This is a genomic window from Streptomyces albiflavescens, from assembly GCF_014645835.1.
In the GTDB taxonomy this organism is placed as follows: Bacteria; Actinomycetota; Actinomycetes; order Streptomycetales; family Streptomycetaceae; genus Streptomyces; species Streptomyces albiflavescens.
In genome coordinates this window covers 809,359-827,780 of record NZ_BMMM01000002.1, presented here as the reverse complement: position 1 = coordinate 827,780, position 18,422 = coordinate 809,359, and the positions used below count along the sequence as shown (strand labels likewise).

11 protein-coding genes are annotated in these 18,422 nt (G+C 70.6%); 6 read left to right on the top strand and 5 right to left on the bottom strand.

Annotated features, from left to right (window positions below):
- Nucleotides 1-245 precede the first annotated feature (245 nt).
- The 4 genes from fxsBH to fxsT all read left to right on the top strand — a co-directional run bounded on the left by fxsBH (nt 246) and on the right by fxsT (nt 8,527).
- Complete coding sequence (gene fxsBH, locus IEY95_RS08565) at nt 246-2,405, top strand: radical SAM/SPASM protein FxsBH, inactivated beta-hydroxylase extension form (RefSeq protein ID WP_189185254.1); 2,160 nt, start codon at nt 246-248, stop codon at nt 2,403-2,405.
- Entirely contained in the window at nt 2,398-3,171 is a 774-nt protein-coding gene (locus IEY95_RS08560; RefSeq protein ID WP_189185253.1) for an AAC(3) family N-acetyltransferase, read from the top strand. The genes fxsBH and IEY95_RS08560 overlap by 8 nt, the downstream gene beginning before the upstream one ends.
- Before the next feature lie 98 nt (nt 3,172-3,269).
- Nucleotides 3,270-4,595 (top strand): TIR-like protein FxsC, encoded by a 1,326-nt coding sequence (locus IEY95_RS08555; protein WP_189185252.1) that lies wholly within the window; start codon nt 3,270-3,272, stop codon nt 4,593-4,595.
- The gene (fxsT, locus tag IEY95_RS08550) at nt 4,592-8,527 is read left to right on the top strand and encodes an FxSxx-COOH system tetratricopeptide repeat protein (RefSeq protein WP_189185251.1); all 3,936 of its coding nucleotides are present in this window, start codon (nt 4,592-4,594) and stop codon (nt 8,525-8,527) included. Before IEY95_RS08555 ends, fxsT begins: the two co-directional genes overlap by 4 nt.
- Before the next feature lie 82 nt (nt 8,528-8,609).
- Here fxsT and IEY95_RS08545 read toward each other — a convergent pair whose 3' ends face one another.
- Entirely contained in the window at nt 8,610-9,584 is a 975-nt protein-coding gene (locus IEY95_RS08545) for an alpha/beta fold hydrolase (protein WP_189185250.1), read from the bottom strand.
- Nucleotides 9,585-9,793: 209 nt separating this feature from the next.
- On the opposite strand from IEY95_RS08545, the gene IEY95_RS08540 reads away from it, so the two are divergent.
- Both IEY95_RS08540 and IEY95_RS08530 read left to right on the top strand, forming a co-directional pair.
- Complete coding sequence (locus tag IEY95_RS08540; protein ID WP_189185249.1) at nt 9,794-10,552, top strand: SDR family NAD(P)-dependent oxidoreductase; 759 nt, start codon at nt 9,794-9,796, stop codon at nt 10,550-10,552.
- 513 nt (nt 10,553-11,065) lie between these two features.
- The gene (locus IEY95_RS08530) at nt 11,066-11,806 is read left to right on the top strand and encodes a CPBP family intramembrane glutamic endopeptidase (protein WP_229702704.1); all 741 of its coding nucleotides are present in this window, start codon (nt 11,066-11,068) and stop codon (nt 11,804-11,806) included.
- Nucleotides 11,807-11,977: 171 nt separating this feature from the next.
- Here IEY95_RS08530 and IEY95_RS08525 read toward each other — a convergent pair whose 3' ends face one another.
- The 4 genes from IEY95_RS08525 to IEY95_RS08510 form a co-directional block, all read right to left on the bottom strand.
- On the bottom strand, nt 11,978-14,080 hold the full coding sequence (locus IEY95_RS08525; protein ID WP_189185246.1) for a transglycosylase domain-containing protein: 2,103 nt from the start codon (nt 14,078-14,080) through the stop codon (nt 11,978-11,980).
- 230 nt (nt 14,081-14,310) lie between these two features.
- A complete protein-coding gene (locus IEY95_RS08520) occupies nt 14,311-16,707 on the bottom strand; it encodes a glycosyltransferase (RefSeq protein ID WP_229702702.1) in 2,397 nt (798 codons plus the stop codon).
- A gap of 14 nt (nt 16,708-16,721) precedes the next feature.
- Nucleotides 16,722-17,480, bottom strand: a complete 759-nt coding sequence (locus IEY95_RS08515) for a hypothetical protein (RefSeq protein ID WP_189185244.1) — start codon at nt 17,478-17,480, stop codon at nt 16,722-16,724.
- Nucleotides 17,481-17,771: 291 nt separating this feature from the next.
- Nucleotides 17,772-18,269, bottom strand: a complete 498-nt coding sequence (locus IEY95_RS08510; RefSeq protein ID WP_189185243.1) for a DUF1877 family protein — start codon at nt 18,267-18,269, stop codon at nt 17,772-17,774.
- Nucleotides 18,270-18,422: the final 153 nt, after the last annotated feature.

The following is an 18,422-nucleotide window of genomic DNA, read 5'->3' as shown; positions in this document are numbered from 1 at the left end:
TCGGGGCTGCCGCCGTGAGGTCCGCCGGTCGAGTGACCGACATCCCCGGACGGCGTCCGACGAAGCCGATCACGTTTGACTCGGCACTGTAGGCGCGGTCCAGCACGCAGACTTCGGCACGGGCGCATCCGGCGGTACGACGACCGTCCGGTGCGCCCGCGCTCGTGCGCCGGAGCCGTCAACCACCTTGACCGATCAAGGGGTTGGCGGTACAAGCAGCGCCCCGTCGGCACTATCCTCACCCCGTGAAGCTGCAGCAGCTCGTTCTCAAGATCCACAGTCGATGCGACCTCGCCTGTGATCACTGTTATGTGTACGAGCATGCCGATCAAAGCTGGAAAGGCCGCCCGACCTTCATTTCCGAAGAAACACTCGGAAAAGTGGCCCGGCGATTCGCGGACTATGCGGAAGAACAAAAACTCCCGTCCGTTTCAGTGATCCTTCACGGCGGCGAACCTCTTCTCGTCGGCCCCGTCCGCATGAGAAACATCTGTGCGGAACTCACTCGTACCATCGCCCCCGTCACCGCTCTCGATCTCCGTATTCACACCAATGGCGTGCAGCTCAACACACGTCATCTCAATGTGTTCAAGGAATTCGGCGTCAAGGTCAGCATCTCGCTCGACGGGGACCGTGCCGCCAACGACCGGCATCGGCGTGATCGTCGGCGGCGAAGCAGTTACGACCGGGTGCTGCGCGCGATCAATCTGCTGCGCACACCCGAGTACCGGCATCTCTACAGCGGCCTGCTGTGCACCGTGGACGTGGCCAATGACCCGGTCGCCGTGCACGACGCGCTCACCTCGCTGCATCCGCCCCGCATCGACTACCTGCTGCCGCACTCCACCTGGGACAGTCCACCGCCCGGACCGGTCGACTCGCCCACCGCCTACGCCGACTGGCTGCTCAAGATCTTCGACCGCTGGGACCAGCAGGGGCGCACCGTCGCGGTGCGGACCTTCGAGTCGGTCCTCAGCACCCTTCGGGGCGGACCGAGCCTGACGGAGGCGATGGGGCTCGCGCCGAGCGATCTCGCGGTGGTGGAGACCGACGGCACCTTCGAGCAGGCGGATTCACTGAAGACGGCGTACGACGGGGCCCCGGCGACCGGTTACGACGTCTTCCAGCACCGATTCGCGGAGTTCGCGCGGCATCCCGGCGTTCGCGCGCGCCAGCTGGGCCTCGCGGGCGTCAGCGCGACCTGCCGCCGCTGCCCGGTGATCGAATCGTGCGGCGGAGGGCTCTACGCCCACCGGTACAGCAGCGGCCGCGGCTTCGACAATCCCTCCGTGTTCTGCTCCGATCTGCGCGCCTTCGTCGACGGCGTGGCCGAGCGCATCACCGACCACGCCCTCAGCCCGGCCGTCGGCGACAGAGAGGAACTCTCGTTCGCTCAGGGTGAGTTGAACCGGCGCCTGCTCTCCCGCCTCGCGTACCGGTACGCCGGGGAGCCGGACTGGGACGAGATGTGGCGGGCCTTCGTGTATCTGGACGGCGCGGCGGGTGCCACACGCCACGTGGACGAGATCCTCGCCCACCCCTACTTCCACACCACGCTCAAGCAGTGCCTGCACGACCGGGTCACCACCCCTGGGCCGCTCGCCGCGGCGGTCGCGGTCGCCGCTCTGCGTGCCCAAGTCGATGTAAAGCTCAGCTGGGACCACCTCAGCCCCGACCTGCACCTCCCCACTCTGGGAACCCTCACCCTCCCTGAGCCCGGCCGCGTGGAGGTCGCGGTGACCGCGGGCCGCCTCCATGTGCGCACCGAGGACGGCACGGAGTACACGGCCGAGGACGGCGCCGGCAGATGGCGCCCCTTGCACCGTACGACCCTGGCGGACGGCACCCCGTTGCTCCTCGACGACGCCGACCCCCTGCGCGACTGCTACCCCGCACGAGTCACCCCGCCCCTCGGCCCCGGCGAACTCGCCGAGTTCGCCGAACGACTGTGCACGGCCCATGAGTTGATGGACGAGTACGAGCCCGGCTGGCGTGCCGACGTCAACGCGCTGCTCGCCACCGCCATCACCCCGCTCGTGGCCGGCGCGGGAGTGCGGCTCGGCGCGCACGGTCTCGGCGCGCTGGGGGTGGCCGTCGACTTCGAACCGGAGGAGTTCGTGCGTGAACTGCCGCGCACCGGACGCCTGGCGCGGCTCGCGGCGCTGCGCGAGACGGCGGACCTGAACGTGCCGGGCAGCGGGGCCGGGCGACTCCTCGACGAGGCGAGCCGGGAGCTCGGCGACGCCACCTACTGGAAGGGGCACGAGGACGCTCGCGCCGCCGCGCTGGGGCGGGCCGGCCGCGCCCTGGAGCAGCTGGCCGCCCGGCCGGGCGGTGAACTCACCCAGACCGGCGCGGTGTTGGCCGAAGAACTCCGGACCGAGTGGGCGAGCCACCATGCCTGACCGCACCCAACTGGCCAAGATGTTCGTCGAGTTGGGCGTAAGGCCAGGTGGCATCCTCATGGTGCACGCCTCCCTCGGCGGCGCGGGGCTGCGCGACACCGATGTGCGGGACGCGCTGCTCGACGCGCTCGGCCCCGCGGGCACGCTCGTCGTACCCGCCTTCTCGCCGGAGAACTCCTTGACCTCCCGGGCGTACAAGACGCTCACCGACGGCATGTCCGAGGACGAGGAGGCGGTGTTCCGGGCGTCGGTGCCCCCGTTCGATCCCGATACGACGCCCTGCCCGACGATGGGGGTGCTCGCCGAGTGTGTACGGACCACCCCGGGCGCCGTCCGCAGCGGGCATCCGCACACCTCGCTGGCCGGGATCGGTCCGCGGGCCGGGGAACTGCTGGGCGACCACGATCCGCACTGTCACCTCGGCGAGCGCTCCCCGCTGGCCAAGCTGTACGCCGCAGGCGCCCACGTCCTGTTGTTCCGCGTGGGGTTCGAGGTGTGCAGCGCGTTCCATCTCGCCGAGTACCGGATGCACCCCGCGCCCGCGCGACGGGCGTACCACTGCGTGTGGGGCGAGAGGGGCCACTGGACCTCGTACGAGGACATCGTGCTGTACGACGGGGACTTCGGGGCGATCGGGGCGCGGCTGCCGCGTGATCTTGTGACGGAACGGGAAGTGGCGGGGAAGGCGGTGCTGCTCGTCCGTATGCGGGACGCCGTCGACCAGGCCGGTGTCCAGATGTCTGGATATCGCCATGGATTGACGTGAAAGAGGCGACCCGTGCGGGCGCTCGGTCGGGAAGATTGTGGGTTCCGGCCAGGTGAACCGAACATCCCGTAGGGGCTCATCCACAGGCAGGGGGGCGCGTGGACATACCTGAACGGGCTTCGGACAACCGGCCTTATTTCTTCCTGAGTTACGCGCACACGCCGGCCTGGGGGCCCGGCGGCGGCGATCCGGACCACTGGGTGCATGTCCTCTTCACGGATCTGTGCGACCACATCATGGCGCTCACGGATCTACCGGCGGGCGCGCCCGCGGGTTTCATGGACCGGGAGATGCGCTCGGGGGACGGCTGGCCGGAAAAGCTCAGTGAGAATCTCGCGACATGCCGGGTGTTCGTGCCGCTGTTCTCGCCGCGATACTTCACGAGTGAGAGTTGCGGCCGGGAATGGTTCGCGTTCAATGAACGAATCCTGCGGGCGCGGGCGGCCGGTTCCGGCGTCGTTCCGGCCATCGTCCCCGCGCTGTGGACGCATATCGATTACGCCCAACTCCCCGATTCCGTACGGCATATACATGTGGACCAGGGGGCGTTCGGCGACCGGTACGCCGCCAACGGGATATACGGTCTGATCAAGCTCAACCGGCTGCACGACGAGTACGAGGAGACCGTCCTCGGGCTCGCCCAGCGGATCGTGCGGGTCGCCCAGGAGTCGCCGCTGCCGTCCAGCAGGCCCCGCCCCTACGAGAGCACGCCGAGCGCGTTCAAGCCGCGCGGCGAGGGCCCCCGGCGCATCCATCTGACGGTGGCGGCGCCCACCCGGCACAGCATCCCCGAACACCGCGACGCCCGCCCGTACGGCGAGGACGCGCAGGACTGGAATCCGTACCACTCGGAGTCGACCCGCCCGCTGCCCTCGCTCGCCGAGGAGCTGATCCGCTCGCTCGACTACCGGATCACGGTGTCGTCCTTCGACGACGAGGACACCGGCGAGACCCTGGTCACGGACGACTCCGACAAGGCGGCGCCGAGCCACCCCGGCATTCTGCTCGTCGACCGGTGGGCGCTGACCGACGAGGAACGGACACGCAGACTCAAGGCGTTCGACGCGAACGCCCGCCCCTGGGTCAGCGCGATCGTCCCGTGGAACCGGTCCGACATCCAGTGCCACGGCGAGGAGGGCCGCAAGCTCGCGGCGGACCTGGAGCGGACGCTGCCGCTGATCCTGGACCGGGGCCGGCGCACCGACTGCCGGGTCGCCGTCAACGGCGTACCCACCCTGAAGGCCTTCACCGACGTCCTGCCGGCCGTCGTCGCGCACGCGACCCGGCAGTACCTCAAGCACGCCGAGGCGCATCCGCCGCCGGGCCCGCCGATCCACCGGCCGCGCCTGATGGGCCCCATCACGGGCCCCACCCACCCGCCGCTGCCCGAAGGCGGATCCGACCACGGAGGAGAAGAAGCATGACGGCCGCGCAGGACGGACGCATCATCACCTTCTACTCGTACAAAGGGGGCACCGGCCGCACGATGGCCCTGGCCAACACCGCGTGGATCCTCGCCGCCAACGGCAAACGCGTCCTGGCCGTCGACTGGGACCTGGAGGCCCCGGGTCTGCACCGCTTCTTCCACCCCTTCCTCGACCCCAACGCGCTCGCGGCCACCACGGGCGTCATCGACATCATCAACGAGTACGCCTGGGCCGCGACCACCGGAACCCAGCGCTCCGGCGCCTGGCACCTGGACTACGCGCGGGTGGAGCAGCACGCCATCTCGCTGACCCCCGAGCGGCTCGGGCTGCGCTTCGTGGACGGCGGTTCGCTCGACTTCCTCTCGGCCGGACGCCAGGACCGCTCGTACTCCGCGACCGTGTCGTCCTTCGAGTGGGACAACTTCTACGAGCGGCTCGGCGGCGGGCTGTTCCTCGACGCGCTGCGCGACGACATGAAGGCGTCGTACGACTACGTCCTGATCGATTCGCGCACCGGGCTGTCCGACAACGCCGACATCTGCACCATGCAGATGCCCGATGTGCTCGTGGACTGCTTCACGCTCAGCGACCAGTCCCTCGACGGCGCTGCGGCCGTGGCCCGCAGCGTCGAGGACGGCTACCGCAAGCGCAAGATCCGGGTACTGCCCGTGCCGATGCGGATCGACGAGGGCGAGAAGGAGAAGGTCGACGCGGGACGGGCGCTGGCCCGGCTCAAGTTCGACGGGCTGCCCAAGGGGCTCGGCGGCGAGGAGCTCGGCGGTGAGGAGCTGACCGCGTACTGGGGCGCCGTCGAGATCCCGTACCGCCCGTACTACGCGTACGAGGAGACGCTCGCCACCGTCGGCGACGAGAGCGGCATCGCCAACTCGCTGCTGTCCGCCTTCGAACGGCTCACCGCGGTCATCTCGGACGGCGAGGTCACCACGCTGCCGCCGGTGCCGGAGCCGGTGCGGCTGCGCTGCCGCGACGCGTTCCTGCGGCGGAGGCCGATGACCACCGCGGCGGACGTCGTCATCACGTACGCGGCCGAGAACCGCATGTGGGCCGACTGGGCCGAGGCGCTTCTCAAGCGCGCCGGCTGCAATGTCACCCCGCACGACATCGCCACCGGCCCCCTCGAACACCAGGACCCGACGACACACCACCTCGTCCTGCTGTCGAACGCCTTCCGCAAGTCCCGCTACGCCGACGCCGTGTGGCGTGCCCTCATCGAGTCCGACACGGACGCCCCGGGCACCGCCCTGATTCCGCTGCGGGTCGACGAGGTCCGGCTGCCGGAGTCGTATCTCGACCACAACCCGGTCGATCTGCACCGGCTCGACGAGTCCCAGTGCGTCACCGCGCTGCTCGGCGTCCTGGAGCTGCCGGGCCGGCCCCTCGACGGCGGCCCCTCGGGTCCCCGCTTCCCCGGCAGCACCCCGGCGATCTGGAACGCGCCCCAGCGCAACAACACCTTCACCGGCCGCAACGTCATCCTGGACCGGGTCCGCGATCAGCTCGGCGGCGGCATCTCGGTCGTCCTGCCGCAGCCGCAGGCACTGTTCGGACTCGGCGGCGTCGGCAAGACGCAGGTGGCGCTGGAGTACGTGCACCGGTTCATGGCGGACTACGACCTCGTGTGGTGGATCTCCGCCGAGGACCCCGGCAACGTGGTCTCCTCACTCGCCGAACTCGCCGCCCGCATCGGCGCGCCCGGCGGCGAGGACATTAATCTGGCCAGCCAGGAAGCCGTGCAGATGCTGAGCCGCGGCGCGCCGACCAAACGCTGGATCCTGGTCTTCGACAACGCCGACGACCCCACCAAGCTCACCCGCTACTTCCCGACCGGAGGCGGCGGGCACATCCTCGTCACCTCCCGCAACCAGGCCTGGGCGCAGCAGGGAGCCTCGCTGCCCATCGACGTGTTCCTGCGCGAGGAGAGCGTGGAGCACCTCACCCGGCGCGCCTCGGGGCTCACCGTCGAGGAGGCCGACCAGGTGGCGGTCGCGGTGGGCGACCTGCCGCTGGCCGTGGAGCAGGCGGCCGCCTGGCTCGCCGAGACGGCCACCCCGATCGAGGACTACCTGCGGCAGCTGGCCGAGCAGACGACGGAGGTGCTGGACCTCAACCAGCCCGCCGACTACCCCAAGACGGTGGCCGCGACCTGGAACATCTCCATCGCCAGGCTCCGGGAACGCTCCCCGGCCTCCGTACGCCTGTTGCAGCTCTGCGCGTTCCTGGCCGCCGAACCGATCTCCTCGCACCTGCTCTACAGCAAGGAGATGATCGACGCCCTCAAGCCGTACGACCCCGCCCTCCAGGAGAGTCTGCTGCTCGGCCGGGTCATCCGGGAGATCGGCCGGTTCGCGCTCGCCAAGGTCGACCAGGTCAGCAACAGCATCCAGGTGCACCGGCTGGTCCAGGCGGTGATCCGCTCGCAGCTGTCCGAGGAGGAGCAGCGGCACGCCCGGCATGTCGTGCACACGGTGCTCGCGGGCTGCCGGCCCGACGGCGACGAGCCGATCGACGACCCCGAGACCTGGCCGCGGTTCGCGGTCATCTGGCCGCACCTGAGCGCCTCCGACGCCCGCAACTGCACCGAGGCGGAGACCCGCAGGCTGCTCATCGACCGCGTCCGCTATCTGTGGAAGCGCGGTGAGTTCCCCGGCGCCCAGGCGCTCGCCGAGGACCTCCTCGACCACTGGAAGCCGATCCTCGGCGAGGACGACGTGCAGTACCTGTATCTGCGCTGTCAGCTCGGCAACGTGCTGCGCTCGCAAGGCCGTTATGTGGAGGCCCGGGAAATCAACACCGAACTCCTCGAACGCCAGAAGCGGGTGCTCGGCCCCTCGCATCCCCACACCTACGTCACCATGTCCGGCCTCGCCAGCGACCTCGCGGCGCTCGGTGTGTACGGGTCGGCGGTGGAATTCGCGCGCGAGGCACACGAAGGCTTCAGCCAGATCTTCCACGAGTCGCACCGCCGCACCCTCAGCGCCGCCAACAACCTCGCGCTCGCGCTGCGCATGGTCGGCCGCTACGGCGAGGCCCGCGCCATCGACCAGGACACCTACGACCGCCGCATCGAGGTGCTCGGCCCCGACCACCCGTACACGCTGGCGTCGGCGGCGCGCCTGGGCCGCGACCTTCGCGAGGTGGGCCGCTACTCGGAATCGGTCTCCCTCCTCTCCCGCGCCTACGACGCGCACAAACGCATCCTCGGCAAGGAGTTCCCCGGCACGCTGAGCTGCGCCAAGTCGCTCGCCGTGTCGCTGCGCAGGGCGGGCCAGTTCGAGGACGCCCGCCGGCTGACGACGGCGACGCGTGCGCAGTACCGGGCCCAGTACCCGACGTCGACCCCCGACTCCCTCGCCTGCGATCTGAACATGGCGGCCGACCTGTTCGCCGCGGACGAGCGGGATGCCGCGCGCGAGGTCGCCCGGGAGGCGCTGGCCGAGTACATGAAGGTGCCGGGCGAGGCCCACCCCTACACCCAGGCCGCCCTCAACAACCTCGGCATCTTCCACTGGGGCTGCGGCGACACCGAGGAGGCCGAGACCGTCTTCCGCCAAGTCCTGCGCCGCATGGGCGAGGTGCTCGGCGAACAACACCCCCACACCCTCTTCACCGGCATCAACTACGCCAATGTCCTCGCCGACCAGGGCCGTCTCGCCGAGGCCCGCAAGCTGGAGGAGAACGCGGTCGTCAAACTCCGGGCGGTCCTCGGAGCCCACCACCCGGAAACCCTCGCCATCGTCACCAACTCCGCGCTGACGCTCGCCGCGCTGGGCCACAAGGACGAGGCCCGCCGCCTGCGTGACGACGCCCTGGGCGAGCTGCGCACGCTGCTGGGCGACGACAACGGAATGACCCGGGTGGCGGCGGACGAGCGCCGCATCTACCGGGACCTGGAGCCGCTGGCGGTGTGAGGGCCCTTGGGGTCTCCGCCCTCGGACGCCGGAGAGGCTGCATCTCAGCCTCTCCGGCGTCCGAGTACGACGCCGAGGCCGTTCAGACCGAAGCGGGGGTCTGGGTGCGGCAGCCCCCGGACATCGGAAGGGCACGGGCGGAGGGGGCGAGAACACCCGCGGTGCGCCCCCGTCGGCCCGGCCAGGCGGGCACGTCCGACAACAGCCAGGTCAACACCTTGGGCAGCGCCCGCAACGCCGCGAAGTGCGCCGCGGTCGGTTCGAGGACAGCCGTGGCCCGCGGAATCCGGGCGGCGAGCCAGGACGAGTGCGATGCCGGCGAGAAGACGTCCTTCACGCCGTGCCACAACAGCACCGGTACCTGGATCTGCGCCGGCTCGAACCCCCAGTTCCCGGTCAGCGCCAACGCGTCGTCGATCCACCCGTACGGCGAAGTCCGCAACGCCTCCCGGTAGTTGCGGAGCAGCATCGACCGAATGGTGTTGTCCGAGACGATCTGCCGGTCGTCGTCGGTGAGTTCGTGCCGCAACTCCTGCAGGAGCCGCACCGGGTCGCGCCGAATCGCCGCCGACCGCGGAATCAGTCGCGCCACGAACCGCTCCGGATCGGTGAACGCGGTCCGGAACTCGTTGACGTTCGACGGCGCCATCCCCGCGAACCAGTCGAGTCCCTCCGCGTTCCGCGGCGCGAGCCCGACCAGCGCGGCGGCCCGGGTCACCCGCTCCGGCATCAGCGCGGCACACGCCAGCGCGTGTGGCGCGCCTCCGGACCGCCCGGCCACCGCGAACCGCTCAAGGCCCAGGGCGTCGGCGACAACCGCCACGTCGTGGACGACATCGACGACGCGACGCCCCGGCATACGGTCGGAGCCCCCGTACCCCGGACGGTCGTAGCTGATGAGCCGGGTACCGCACTGGTACAGGAACATGGACCGCGGCCGGGGTCCCACCCGGCTGCCGGGCATCCCGTGCAGCAGGAACACCGGGCGCCCGCGTGGATCCCCCGATACCTCGACGCGCAGCAGCCGCCCGTCCGCCGTCCGTACATGGTCGCGCACAGCGCTCCCCCTCCCCCGGTCTCCCCCGGCCCGGCGGACCGGGACAAACGCTGCACGATCCCTGCCCAGCCGCCCGCACGACGAAACGAACGAGCAGGTCAACGAGCCTTCATATCAAGCCACTTGACGGCATCGGGCGGCCTCCGTAGCGTCACACCTCGTACGCGCATGTGACCGGAATTCACATTCGAGGACGAGGGCGGGGCGGCATGACCCAGCGAGCGCGGCGACGTGTGGTGGTGTCCGGCGGCGGAACCGGAATCGGCCTGGCGACGGCGGAGGCGTTCGCCGAGGACGGGGACCGGGTCGTGCTCCTGGGCCGCCGCGAGGACGTGCTGCGCAAGGCGGCCGAAGGACTGGACGGCCGCTACGGAGAGGGGACCGCATCCTGGTACGCGGCGGACCTCGCCGATCCCGAACAGGTCGGAGCGGCCAGGGAGTTCATCATCGCGGACGACACCCCCGTCGATGTGCTGGTGGCCAACGCGGGCGGAAACGTGGCCCCTTCGCATGACGGCTCACTCGCCTCCGTCGCCGACAGCTACCGCCGCAACTTCGATGCCAACGTCCTGACCGCGGTCCTGCTCACCGAGGCCCTGCTCCCCCACGTACGGCGCCCCGGCGGCCGTATCGTGCAGCTCTCCTCGATCGCCTCGCTGCGCGGCCCCGGCTCGTACGGCGGCTCCAAGGGCTGGGTCAACACCTACACGTACGACCTCGCCCAGCGCGTCGGTTCCGAGGGCATCACCGTGAACGCGGTCGCTCCCGGCTTCGTCGGTGACACGGAGTTCTTCGGCGACCGCGCGACCGCGGAGTTCGTGGCGTCCCGGGTGGCCCAGTCCCTCACGGGTCAGCCGGGTCATCCGTCGGAGATCGCGGCGGCCATCCGGTACGTGGTCTCTCCCGAGGCGGCGTACATGACGGGCCAGCTCCTCCACATCAACGGCGGTGCGGCGCTCGGGCGTTAGTCAGGCGCCCTTGAGCCGGCCGGACGGCGCCGCCGCGGTGCGGCACCGTGCTCGGAGGGCAGCCCCTCCGAGCGGGGCATCCTCGACCAGGTCCACGCCGGTCGCGGAGTACGGCGCAAACGGTATGGGCCTGTACGGGTCGAGCAAGGCCGCGCTGCGCATGATCCGTACGCTAGGGGGTTTCTGATGGATCTCCGTGGAAGAAGGAGCGGCGTTCGGTGCGTGCTCTCGGCGTGCCGGGCGGAAGTCCTCGATGGGGGTCCCCCCGCGCGAGCGAAGCCGAGCGTGGGGGAGGAGCTACTAGGGCTTTTGTCCGGTGCGGCGAGAGTGCGTGCCGGGCGTCGCGACGCCGCGGAGATCCATCAGAAGCCCCCTAACGGCCCCGATTCCCTCCGCGCGCTCGCGCGTCGCGACGGAGTGACCGTCCGGGGCCAGGTGGCCGCATCAGGCGGGCCGCCGCACGATGGGATCACCACGCAGTCGGCTGCGCTCCCGGCCGGAGGGCTCATCCCCGTGTCCCACGCCTCGCTCCCCCGCGTTCGACGGTTCTCCCTGCGGCGGCCCGTCACGACGGCGACGGCCCTCGTCACCACCATCGTGGTGCTGGTGTTCACCAACATCGCCAACAACCGGTGGGCCCAGGGCTGGAGCCTGGCCGTCTCGCTCGTGGTCACGGGGGTCCTGCTCGCGATCGTGTACTGGGCGGGCGGCGGCTGGGGCGACGTGGGCCTGGCACGGGAGACCCTCGGACGCGGCCTGCGGTGGGCGCCGGCCCTGATCGGCATCGTCGCCGCGGTGTACGTGTGCGGTGCCGTGCTGCCCTTCACGCGCAGCCTGTTCGCCGATCAGCGGACCAGCGGACTGAGCGCCGGAGAGGTGGCCCTGCGCGTCCTGGTCACCGTCCCGCTGGGCACGGTGATGCTGGAGGAGGTCGCCTTCCGGGGCGTCCTGTACGGCCTCGTCCTGCGCGTCCGCGGGCCGCTCTTCGCCACGCTGTTCTCCTCGGGGCTCTTCGGGCTCTGGCACATCCTCCCGTCGCTCGGCCTCGCGGGGGCCAAGCCCGCGCTGGGTGATGTCTTCGGGGATTCCGTCCTGGGTGTGGTCGTGGTCGACGCCGGAGCCGTGCTGTTCACCGCCGCGGCGGGCTGCCTGCTCTGCGAACTGCGGCGCCGCAGCGGCAGCCTGCTCGCCCCCATGGGGCTGCACTGGGCCACCAACGCCCTCGGCTACCTCTTCGCCTTCATCCTGCGCTGAGCCGACCGCCCGCGCCCGCCCGAGGGGCGCCCGCGCACGCCCGTCCCGGGAGCCCCTGCGGCGCCCTCGGCGCGTCGGGTTCCCTCCGGCGACGCATCTGGGTACACAGGCCCTGGAGCTTGCCGTCCGGGCTCCAGGCCTGGGGGCGACAGTGGTGGTCGCCCTCCGTGGTCAACGGCACTTGTGGTGGCGGCACTTGGGGGTCGTCGGAGCGCCCGGCGTGGGGGCGGCAGTGGTGGTCGTCCTCTTGCCCGTCTTGCCGCCCCGCTTGACGGGGGCCGCGGACGAGGACGGCTTGGGAGCGCCGGGCTCGTCGGTGCCACGGCCGAGGGAGGCGGGCGCAGGGAAGGGGGCGTCGGGCAGGCCGGCGAGGGCGTCGCGCATGTACTGGGTCCAGATTTCGGTGGGGATGTCACCGCCGAACACCTTTTGCAGGCCACCGACGCCTACCAGGGATTGCAGCTGCGGGTGCTTCGGGTCCTCTCGGAAGAGGACAACGGAGGTGGCGAGTTGCGGCGTGTAGCCGATGAACCAGGCCGACCGGAAGTCGTCGGTGGTTCCGGTCTTGCCCGCCGCGGTCCTGCCGAGAGCCTGGGCCTTTGTGCCGGTGCCCCGGGCGACGACGCCCCGGAGCACGTCGGTCACGTTGCCGGCCACCGCCGTCGGCAGGGCCCGCACGGGGGCGGGGGCGGTGAAGCCGGACAGTGCGGAGCCGTTGTGGGTCACCTTGGTCACCGAGTACGGGGATGTCTGCATCCCCTTGGCCGCGAACGTCGCGTAGACACCCGCCATCCGAATGGCGCTCGGTGTCGAGGTGCCGATGTAGAAACCGGCGCTGGGGGCGGCGAGGCTGCCCGGGCGCAGGCCGAGGGCTTGTGCTGTCCTCGCCACGTTCCCGTGACCGACGTCCTCTCCCAGTTGCACGTACGGCGTGTTGACCGACTGCTCCATCGCCTTGCGCAGGGAGATGTAGCCCCAGCGCTGGTCGGTGTCGTTGTGCTGGTGGAGGAGGCCGGTGGGGTCCTTGGAGTCGGCGACGTAGTTGCCCTGCTGGTCCTTGATCTTGATGCCGTCGTCACCGTTGAACCTGCTGGCCGGGGTGATCGGCTCCGGGGTCTTGCCGGGTTGCAGGACGGCGCCGTGCCGGAGCGCGGCCGCGAGGACGACGGGTTTGAAGGTCGATCCCACCGGGACGCCGGAGGTATCGGCGTTGTCCGAGTAGTGGGCGTGGTCGAAGCCGGGGCCCCCGTAGACGGCGAGGATCCTGCCGGTCCTGGGTTCCACCGAGGCGGCTCCGACCTGGACGTCCCGGTCGACCGACCGGTGGGCGGGGTCGAGGCGTTGCTTGCGCACCCTTGCGACGGCCCTGGCCAGTTCCGCCGTCTTCTTCCTGTCGAAGGTCGTGTGGATCTGGTAGCCACCCCGGCTCAGGCTGCTGTCGGTGATGGTCCGGTCGTGTGCCTCGATGTACGACCTGGCGAGTTGGACCAGGTAGCCGGTCTCGCCCGTGAGCCCCGAACCGGGGGTCCATTTCCTGGGTGCGGGGAATCCGTCGGCCGCATACCGTGCCCGCTGTTGTGGCGTCAGTTTGCCGATCTTCACCATCCGGTCGAGCACCCAGGACCAACGTGCTTGCGCCTGCGCCTTGGCCGCGGGATCGGAGTCCACGTGCTGGAAGAGACTCGGCTCGTTGACCGCCGCGGCGAGGAAGGCTCCCTGGCTCACGTCGAGCTTCTCCGCCGGAAGGCCGTAGTACATGCGGGCCGCGGCCTGGATGCCGTTGGCCTGACGGCCGAAGAAGCAGGTGTTCAGATACCCCTGGAGGATCTGCTCCTTGGTCATGCCGGCGCCGATCTTGGTGGAGATCAGCAGCTCCTTGAACTTGCGTGAGAGCGTCTGCGACTGATCCAGGTAGGTGTTCTTGACGAACTGCTGGGTGATCGTCGATCCGGACTGGACGGAACCGCCCTCGGCCATGTCGGCGACGGCGCGGAGGATGCCTTTCGGGTCGATGCCGGGGTCGGTGTAGAAGGAGGCGTTCTCCGCTGCGATGAAGTCCCACCGCACGTCGGCGGGCACCTGCGAGAGCGATATGTTCTGCCGGTTGACGCTGCCGTCGGTCGCCAGGACCGTGCCGTCCGACCAGTAGTAGACGTTGTTCTGCAGCAGCGTCGTGGGATTGGGGTCGGGAATGGTGACCGTGGCGTAGGCATAGCCGACGGCCGCTGCCGTGCCGCCGAAGAAGAGCAGGAAGAGCGCCAGCAGTTGGCGCACCGAAGGCAGCCAGCGGCGCGGGCCCGTCCTGCTTCGGCGCGGGTAGTCGATCCAACGTTTCTTCTGTGGCGCCCTTCTCCGGACACGGCGTGGCATGTCCTGTCGGGGGGCCTGGTCACGACGTGCGGCCCGGCCGCTCGTGGCGCGGTCACCCCCAGCACGCCTGCCACCGTTGACGCGCTGCGGCGGTCGGCGCCGGTGTCCGCTCATGAGCTCTGCTCACTGTCCTCTCAGTACCACTGCGGTGTCTCGTACGGTCCGGGCTGCCGGAAGCCCTGGTGGGCTGGTGGGGGCTGCGAAGGGGCGTCGTACGGTGCCGGCTGCTGCAGGAATTCGTACGGTGCCGGCTGCTGGGGGGCGTCGTACGGTGCCTGCTGCGGAAAGCCGTCGTACCGCGCCGGGTCCGGACGACCGTCGTACGGCGCCGACCGCGCAAAGCCGGGGTCCTGCCAAGGGAGGTCATTGCCGGGCGCCTTCGCGGCCACCGGGGCCTGCAGGCTGCCGTACCGCTCCATGCGCTGCCACCGCAGCCGTGAGCCCGACAGGGCGGTGAAGACGGACTGGATCACCACCAGGTACATCAGCTGCCGGTACACGAACTGCTGCAGCGGCAGGCTCCACAGCGGGCCTGGTCGCTCTCCGTCCAGGCGGAACGCGTACAGGCCCATCATGAGTTGCAGCAGGAGGAGAGCCAGCCACAGCCCGACGATCCGGACCGGATCGAGGAAGAGCAGGCCGTACACGGCGAAGATGTCCACGGCGGGCGCGAGCAGCGGCAGCAGTACCTGGAAGAGCAGCAGATAGACCAGGCCCCGGCGGCCGAGCTTTCCGGCCGCGCCGCGCTGCACGAGCGCGCCGCGGTGCTTCCACATCGCCTGCAGGGTGCCGTAGCACCAGCGGTACCGCTGACGCCACAGGGCGTTCAGTGACGCGGGGGCCTCGGTCCAGGCCCGCGCGCTCTCCTCGTACACCACGCGCCAGCCGGCGCGGCACAGCGCCATGGTGAGGTCGGTGTCCTCGGCGAGGGTGACGTCACTGACGCCGCCGAGGTCGAGCAGCGCCCGGCGGCGGAACGCGCCGACCGCTCCGGGAACGGTCGGCATGCATTCGGCGAGATCGAACAGGCGGCGGTCGAGGTTGAACCCGACCACGTACTCGATGTGCTGCCAGCGGCCCAGCAGGCCACCGCGGTTGATGACCTTGGCGTTGCCCGAGACGGCGCCCACCCGGGGGTCGGCGAAGGGCTGCACGATCGTGCGGACGGTGTCGGGTTCGAAGACCGTGTCGCCGTCGACCATGACCACCAGGTCGAAGGTGGCGGCGGCGAGTCCGGTGTTGAGTGCGGCGGGCTTGCCCGCGTTCTGCTGGCGGATCACCCGTACCGGCAGGTGGAGCGACTGCACCAGGTCGGCGGTGCCGTCGGTCGAGCCGTCGTCCACCACGATGATCTCGACCGGATGGTCCGAGGCGAGCAGTGAGCGCACGGCCGCCTCGATCCCGGCGCTCTCGTTGTACGCGGGAACGATGACGCTGACCGGCTCGGTCACCGGCGGCCCCCAGGACCGGCCCCGGCTCCGGGAGCGCAGGCGACGGTGCCGACGGGCCGCGCCCAGCACGACCGCCGCGCGCAGCACGCTGATCGCTCCGGCCGCGCACATCAGCACGCCCAGCAGCCACACCACCCAGTCGCCGCCCTGCAGCACCTTGATGAGGGCCATTCCCTGCAGATGGTCGCCGAGCCCGGCGGGCTGGACGGGTCCGGCCATGCCGACCGCGGCGCCGACCGTGGCGAACCGGAATCCGTGTGCCTTGAGCCGTGGGATCAGGGCGCCGAGCGCGGCGACGGTCTGGGACCGGTCACCGCCGCCGTCGTGCATCAGCAGGATCTGCCCCGCGTGGCCGTGCGGTGTCGCGTTCGCGAGGATGCGGTCCGCACCGGGACGCTGCCAGTCCTCGGCGTCCTGGGTGGAGAGCACGGTGACATAGCCGGCCGCGCCGGCCTGTTCGAGGACGGACCAGTCGGCGTCGTCCAGGGCGTCGTTCGCGGAGGAGTACGGCGGCCTCAGCAGTGCGGTGGTGACCCCGGCGGCGCCGGCCACCGCCAACTGCGTCTCCCGCAATTCCAGGGAGCGCTGCCATGGGGCGAGACGGGCCAGATCGGGATGGGTGAAGGTGTGGATGCCGATCTGGTGCCCCTCGGCGACGATCCGGCGGACCAGCTCCGGGTGGGCGACGACCTCGGTTCCGACGACGAAGAAGGTCGCGTGCACATGGTTGCGGCGCAGCACGTCCAGGATCCGTGACGTCCAGAGGGGGTCGGGGCCGTCGTCGAAGGTGAGTGCGATGGTGCGGGCCTTCACCCGGGCGGTGTGCGGAGAGGTGGCGGCATCCGCGATCACCGGGCCGCCATGGGTCACCTGGCTGGGCACCGCCTCGTTCCGGCCACGGGCACCGCTCACGTCGTCCGATGCGATCCCGAACATGTGTTGCGTGTAACCCTGCAGCAGGAGGGCCGTCGACAGGGTCACCGCGAGCACGCTCAGCAGCAGCCAGTGGGTGCGGGGCGTGATCTGGCGGGTGCGGCTGCGGCGGCGAGCAGAGGTGTTGCGGCGTCGGCGGTCGGTCACGTCAGGGCCTTGGATCACTTCACGGGCTTGTGGGACGAGCCGACGGCGCGGCCCTTGGAGGTGCGGGTGACGGTCGAGGTCGGGGCAGTGATCCGGGTGGGTGCCGCAGTGGGCCCGGACGTGGCCGCAGGGGCGCTGGGGGTCTTCCGCGCTGCGGGGCTGGAGATCTCCCGCGCCGCGGTGGAGCTCGCGCTCTCTCCGGAGTGTCCGGTGCCGGACGAGGAGTCGGGTGCGGTCGCCCGGGGCGTGGCCGGGTGCGCGGAGTCCTGCTGCGGGACGAACGGGGAGCTGATGCTGGGGCCGCCCAGCATGGTGCTGATCAGCAGGGCGACGTAGCCGCCGGCGGGAATCACCAGCAGCCGGGCGGCGCGGAGCACGCGGCGCTGGCGACGCCCCGAGGAATCGACGAAGACCGGCCGCACCGACTCACTCACCGGCGTGTCCGGTCCTGGTACGGGATGGCCGGGTGCGTCGAATGGTGGAGGCGGCATGGTGAGGACGCCGCCATGGGGAACGCCCCACGCCGTCGTGGCGGGGCCCGGCCCGGCCGCGTAGAGAGGCATCTCGGCGGCGTAGGGGTCCGCCCCCGTCGCTTGGGCGTTGCTCTGCGGGTACGTCCACTGCGCGGGCTCTTCTGGATGCCAGGACAGCGTGGCCGTGTCGGCGGTGGCGCTGCCGCCGTACCCGTACCCGTACCCGTGGGCATACGCGTACCCGACGTCGCTGTACGGATCCTCGCCGTACGCTCCGCCGCTCTGGTCTGTCCACTGCACGAGTCGTGCCCCCTGTCCTGGCCGACCGACGCGGTCCTCCGCATGGAAAGAGCGCACCCGGCCGAAAGTGTTACACCTCGGCAGCGCATCACGGACAACTCGAACGAAAGGGATTCATCGGGCAGGCAAGAAGTGGCCAATTGTGCCAATGCCTTGCCGTGGGGCCGCGTGCGGGAGGACGGCCGGTCTGCGCAAGGCCGACGGGGAGCAAGTCTGCCGTTGACCCTCCGTGAGGCGGACACGCGATGCCTCTCTCGGCCGCAGGTTCCTGACCCGCACCCTGCGGGCACCTCAGGCCGGCAGCGATTTCACCACCGCGTCCCCGTACTCGGCAGTCCGGGCGTAGAACGCTCTCAACTCCTGGTGCGCCGACGCGAACGCATGCCACGCCTCGGGCTCCCCGGTCACGCCGCCGTAGCGCGGCAGCAGTTCGTCGCGGGCGAAATCCCACAGCGCGTCGAAGTCGGCCATCGCCAGGAACCCGGCCACCTGGCGGGCCTGAGCCGCCGTCAGCACCAGGAACGGCGGCTTGTGCCGGTCGGCGCGGAACACCGGGCGGCCACCGAGCACCACCTGGGTCCGGGGCCGGGCCTCGGCAGGATTCGGGGAAGCGCCGGCGTAGATGCGCTCCTGGTCCAGGTAACGCGTGTCCAGCACCTCCTCACGGTGCCGGACGACCGGCTGCCGGACGGTCTCCGACTCGTCCTCGAAAAGTCGTTCCAACCAGGTCGCACTGTTGCGCAGCGCCGGGGGCGGCACCGCTCGCAGACGGAGGTACGTACTACTCATGCCACAAGGAGCGCACGGGGGCGCCGAAGCGTCACGCGGCTCGACAGCCCCGTTCCGGGAAGACTCTCGCTGCGGCTCCTGTACCGCGACGCGACAGCCGAAGCGGCTGACCCCGGGATCGGCGGCCGCGGTGAGCTCCATGACCCGCGCCTG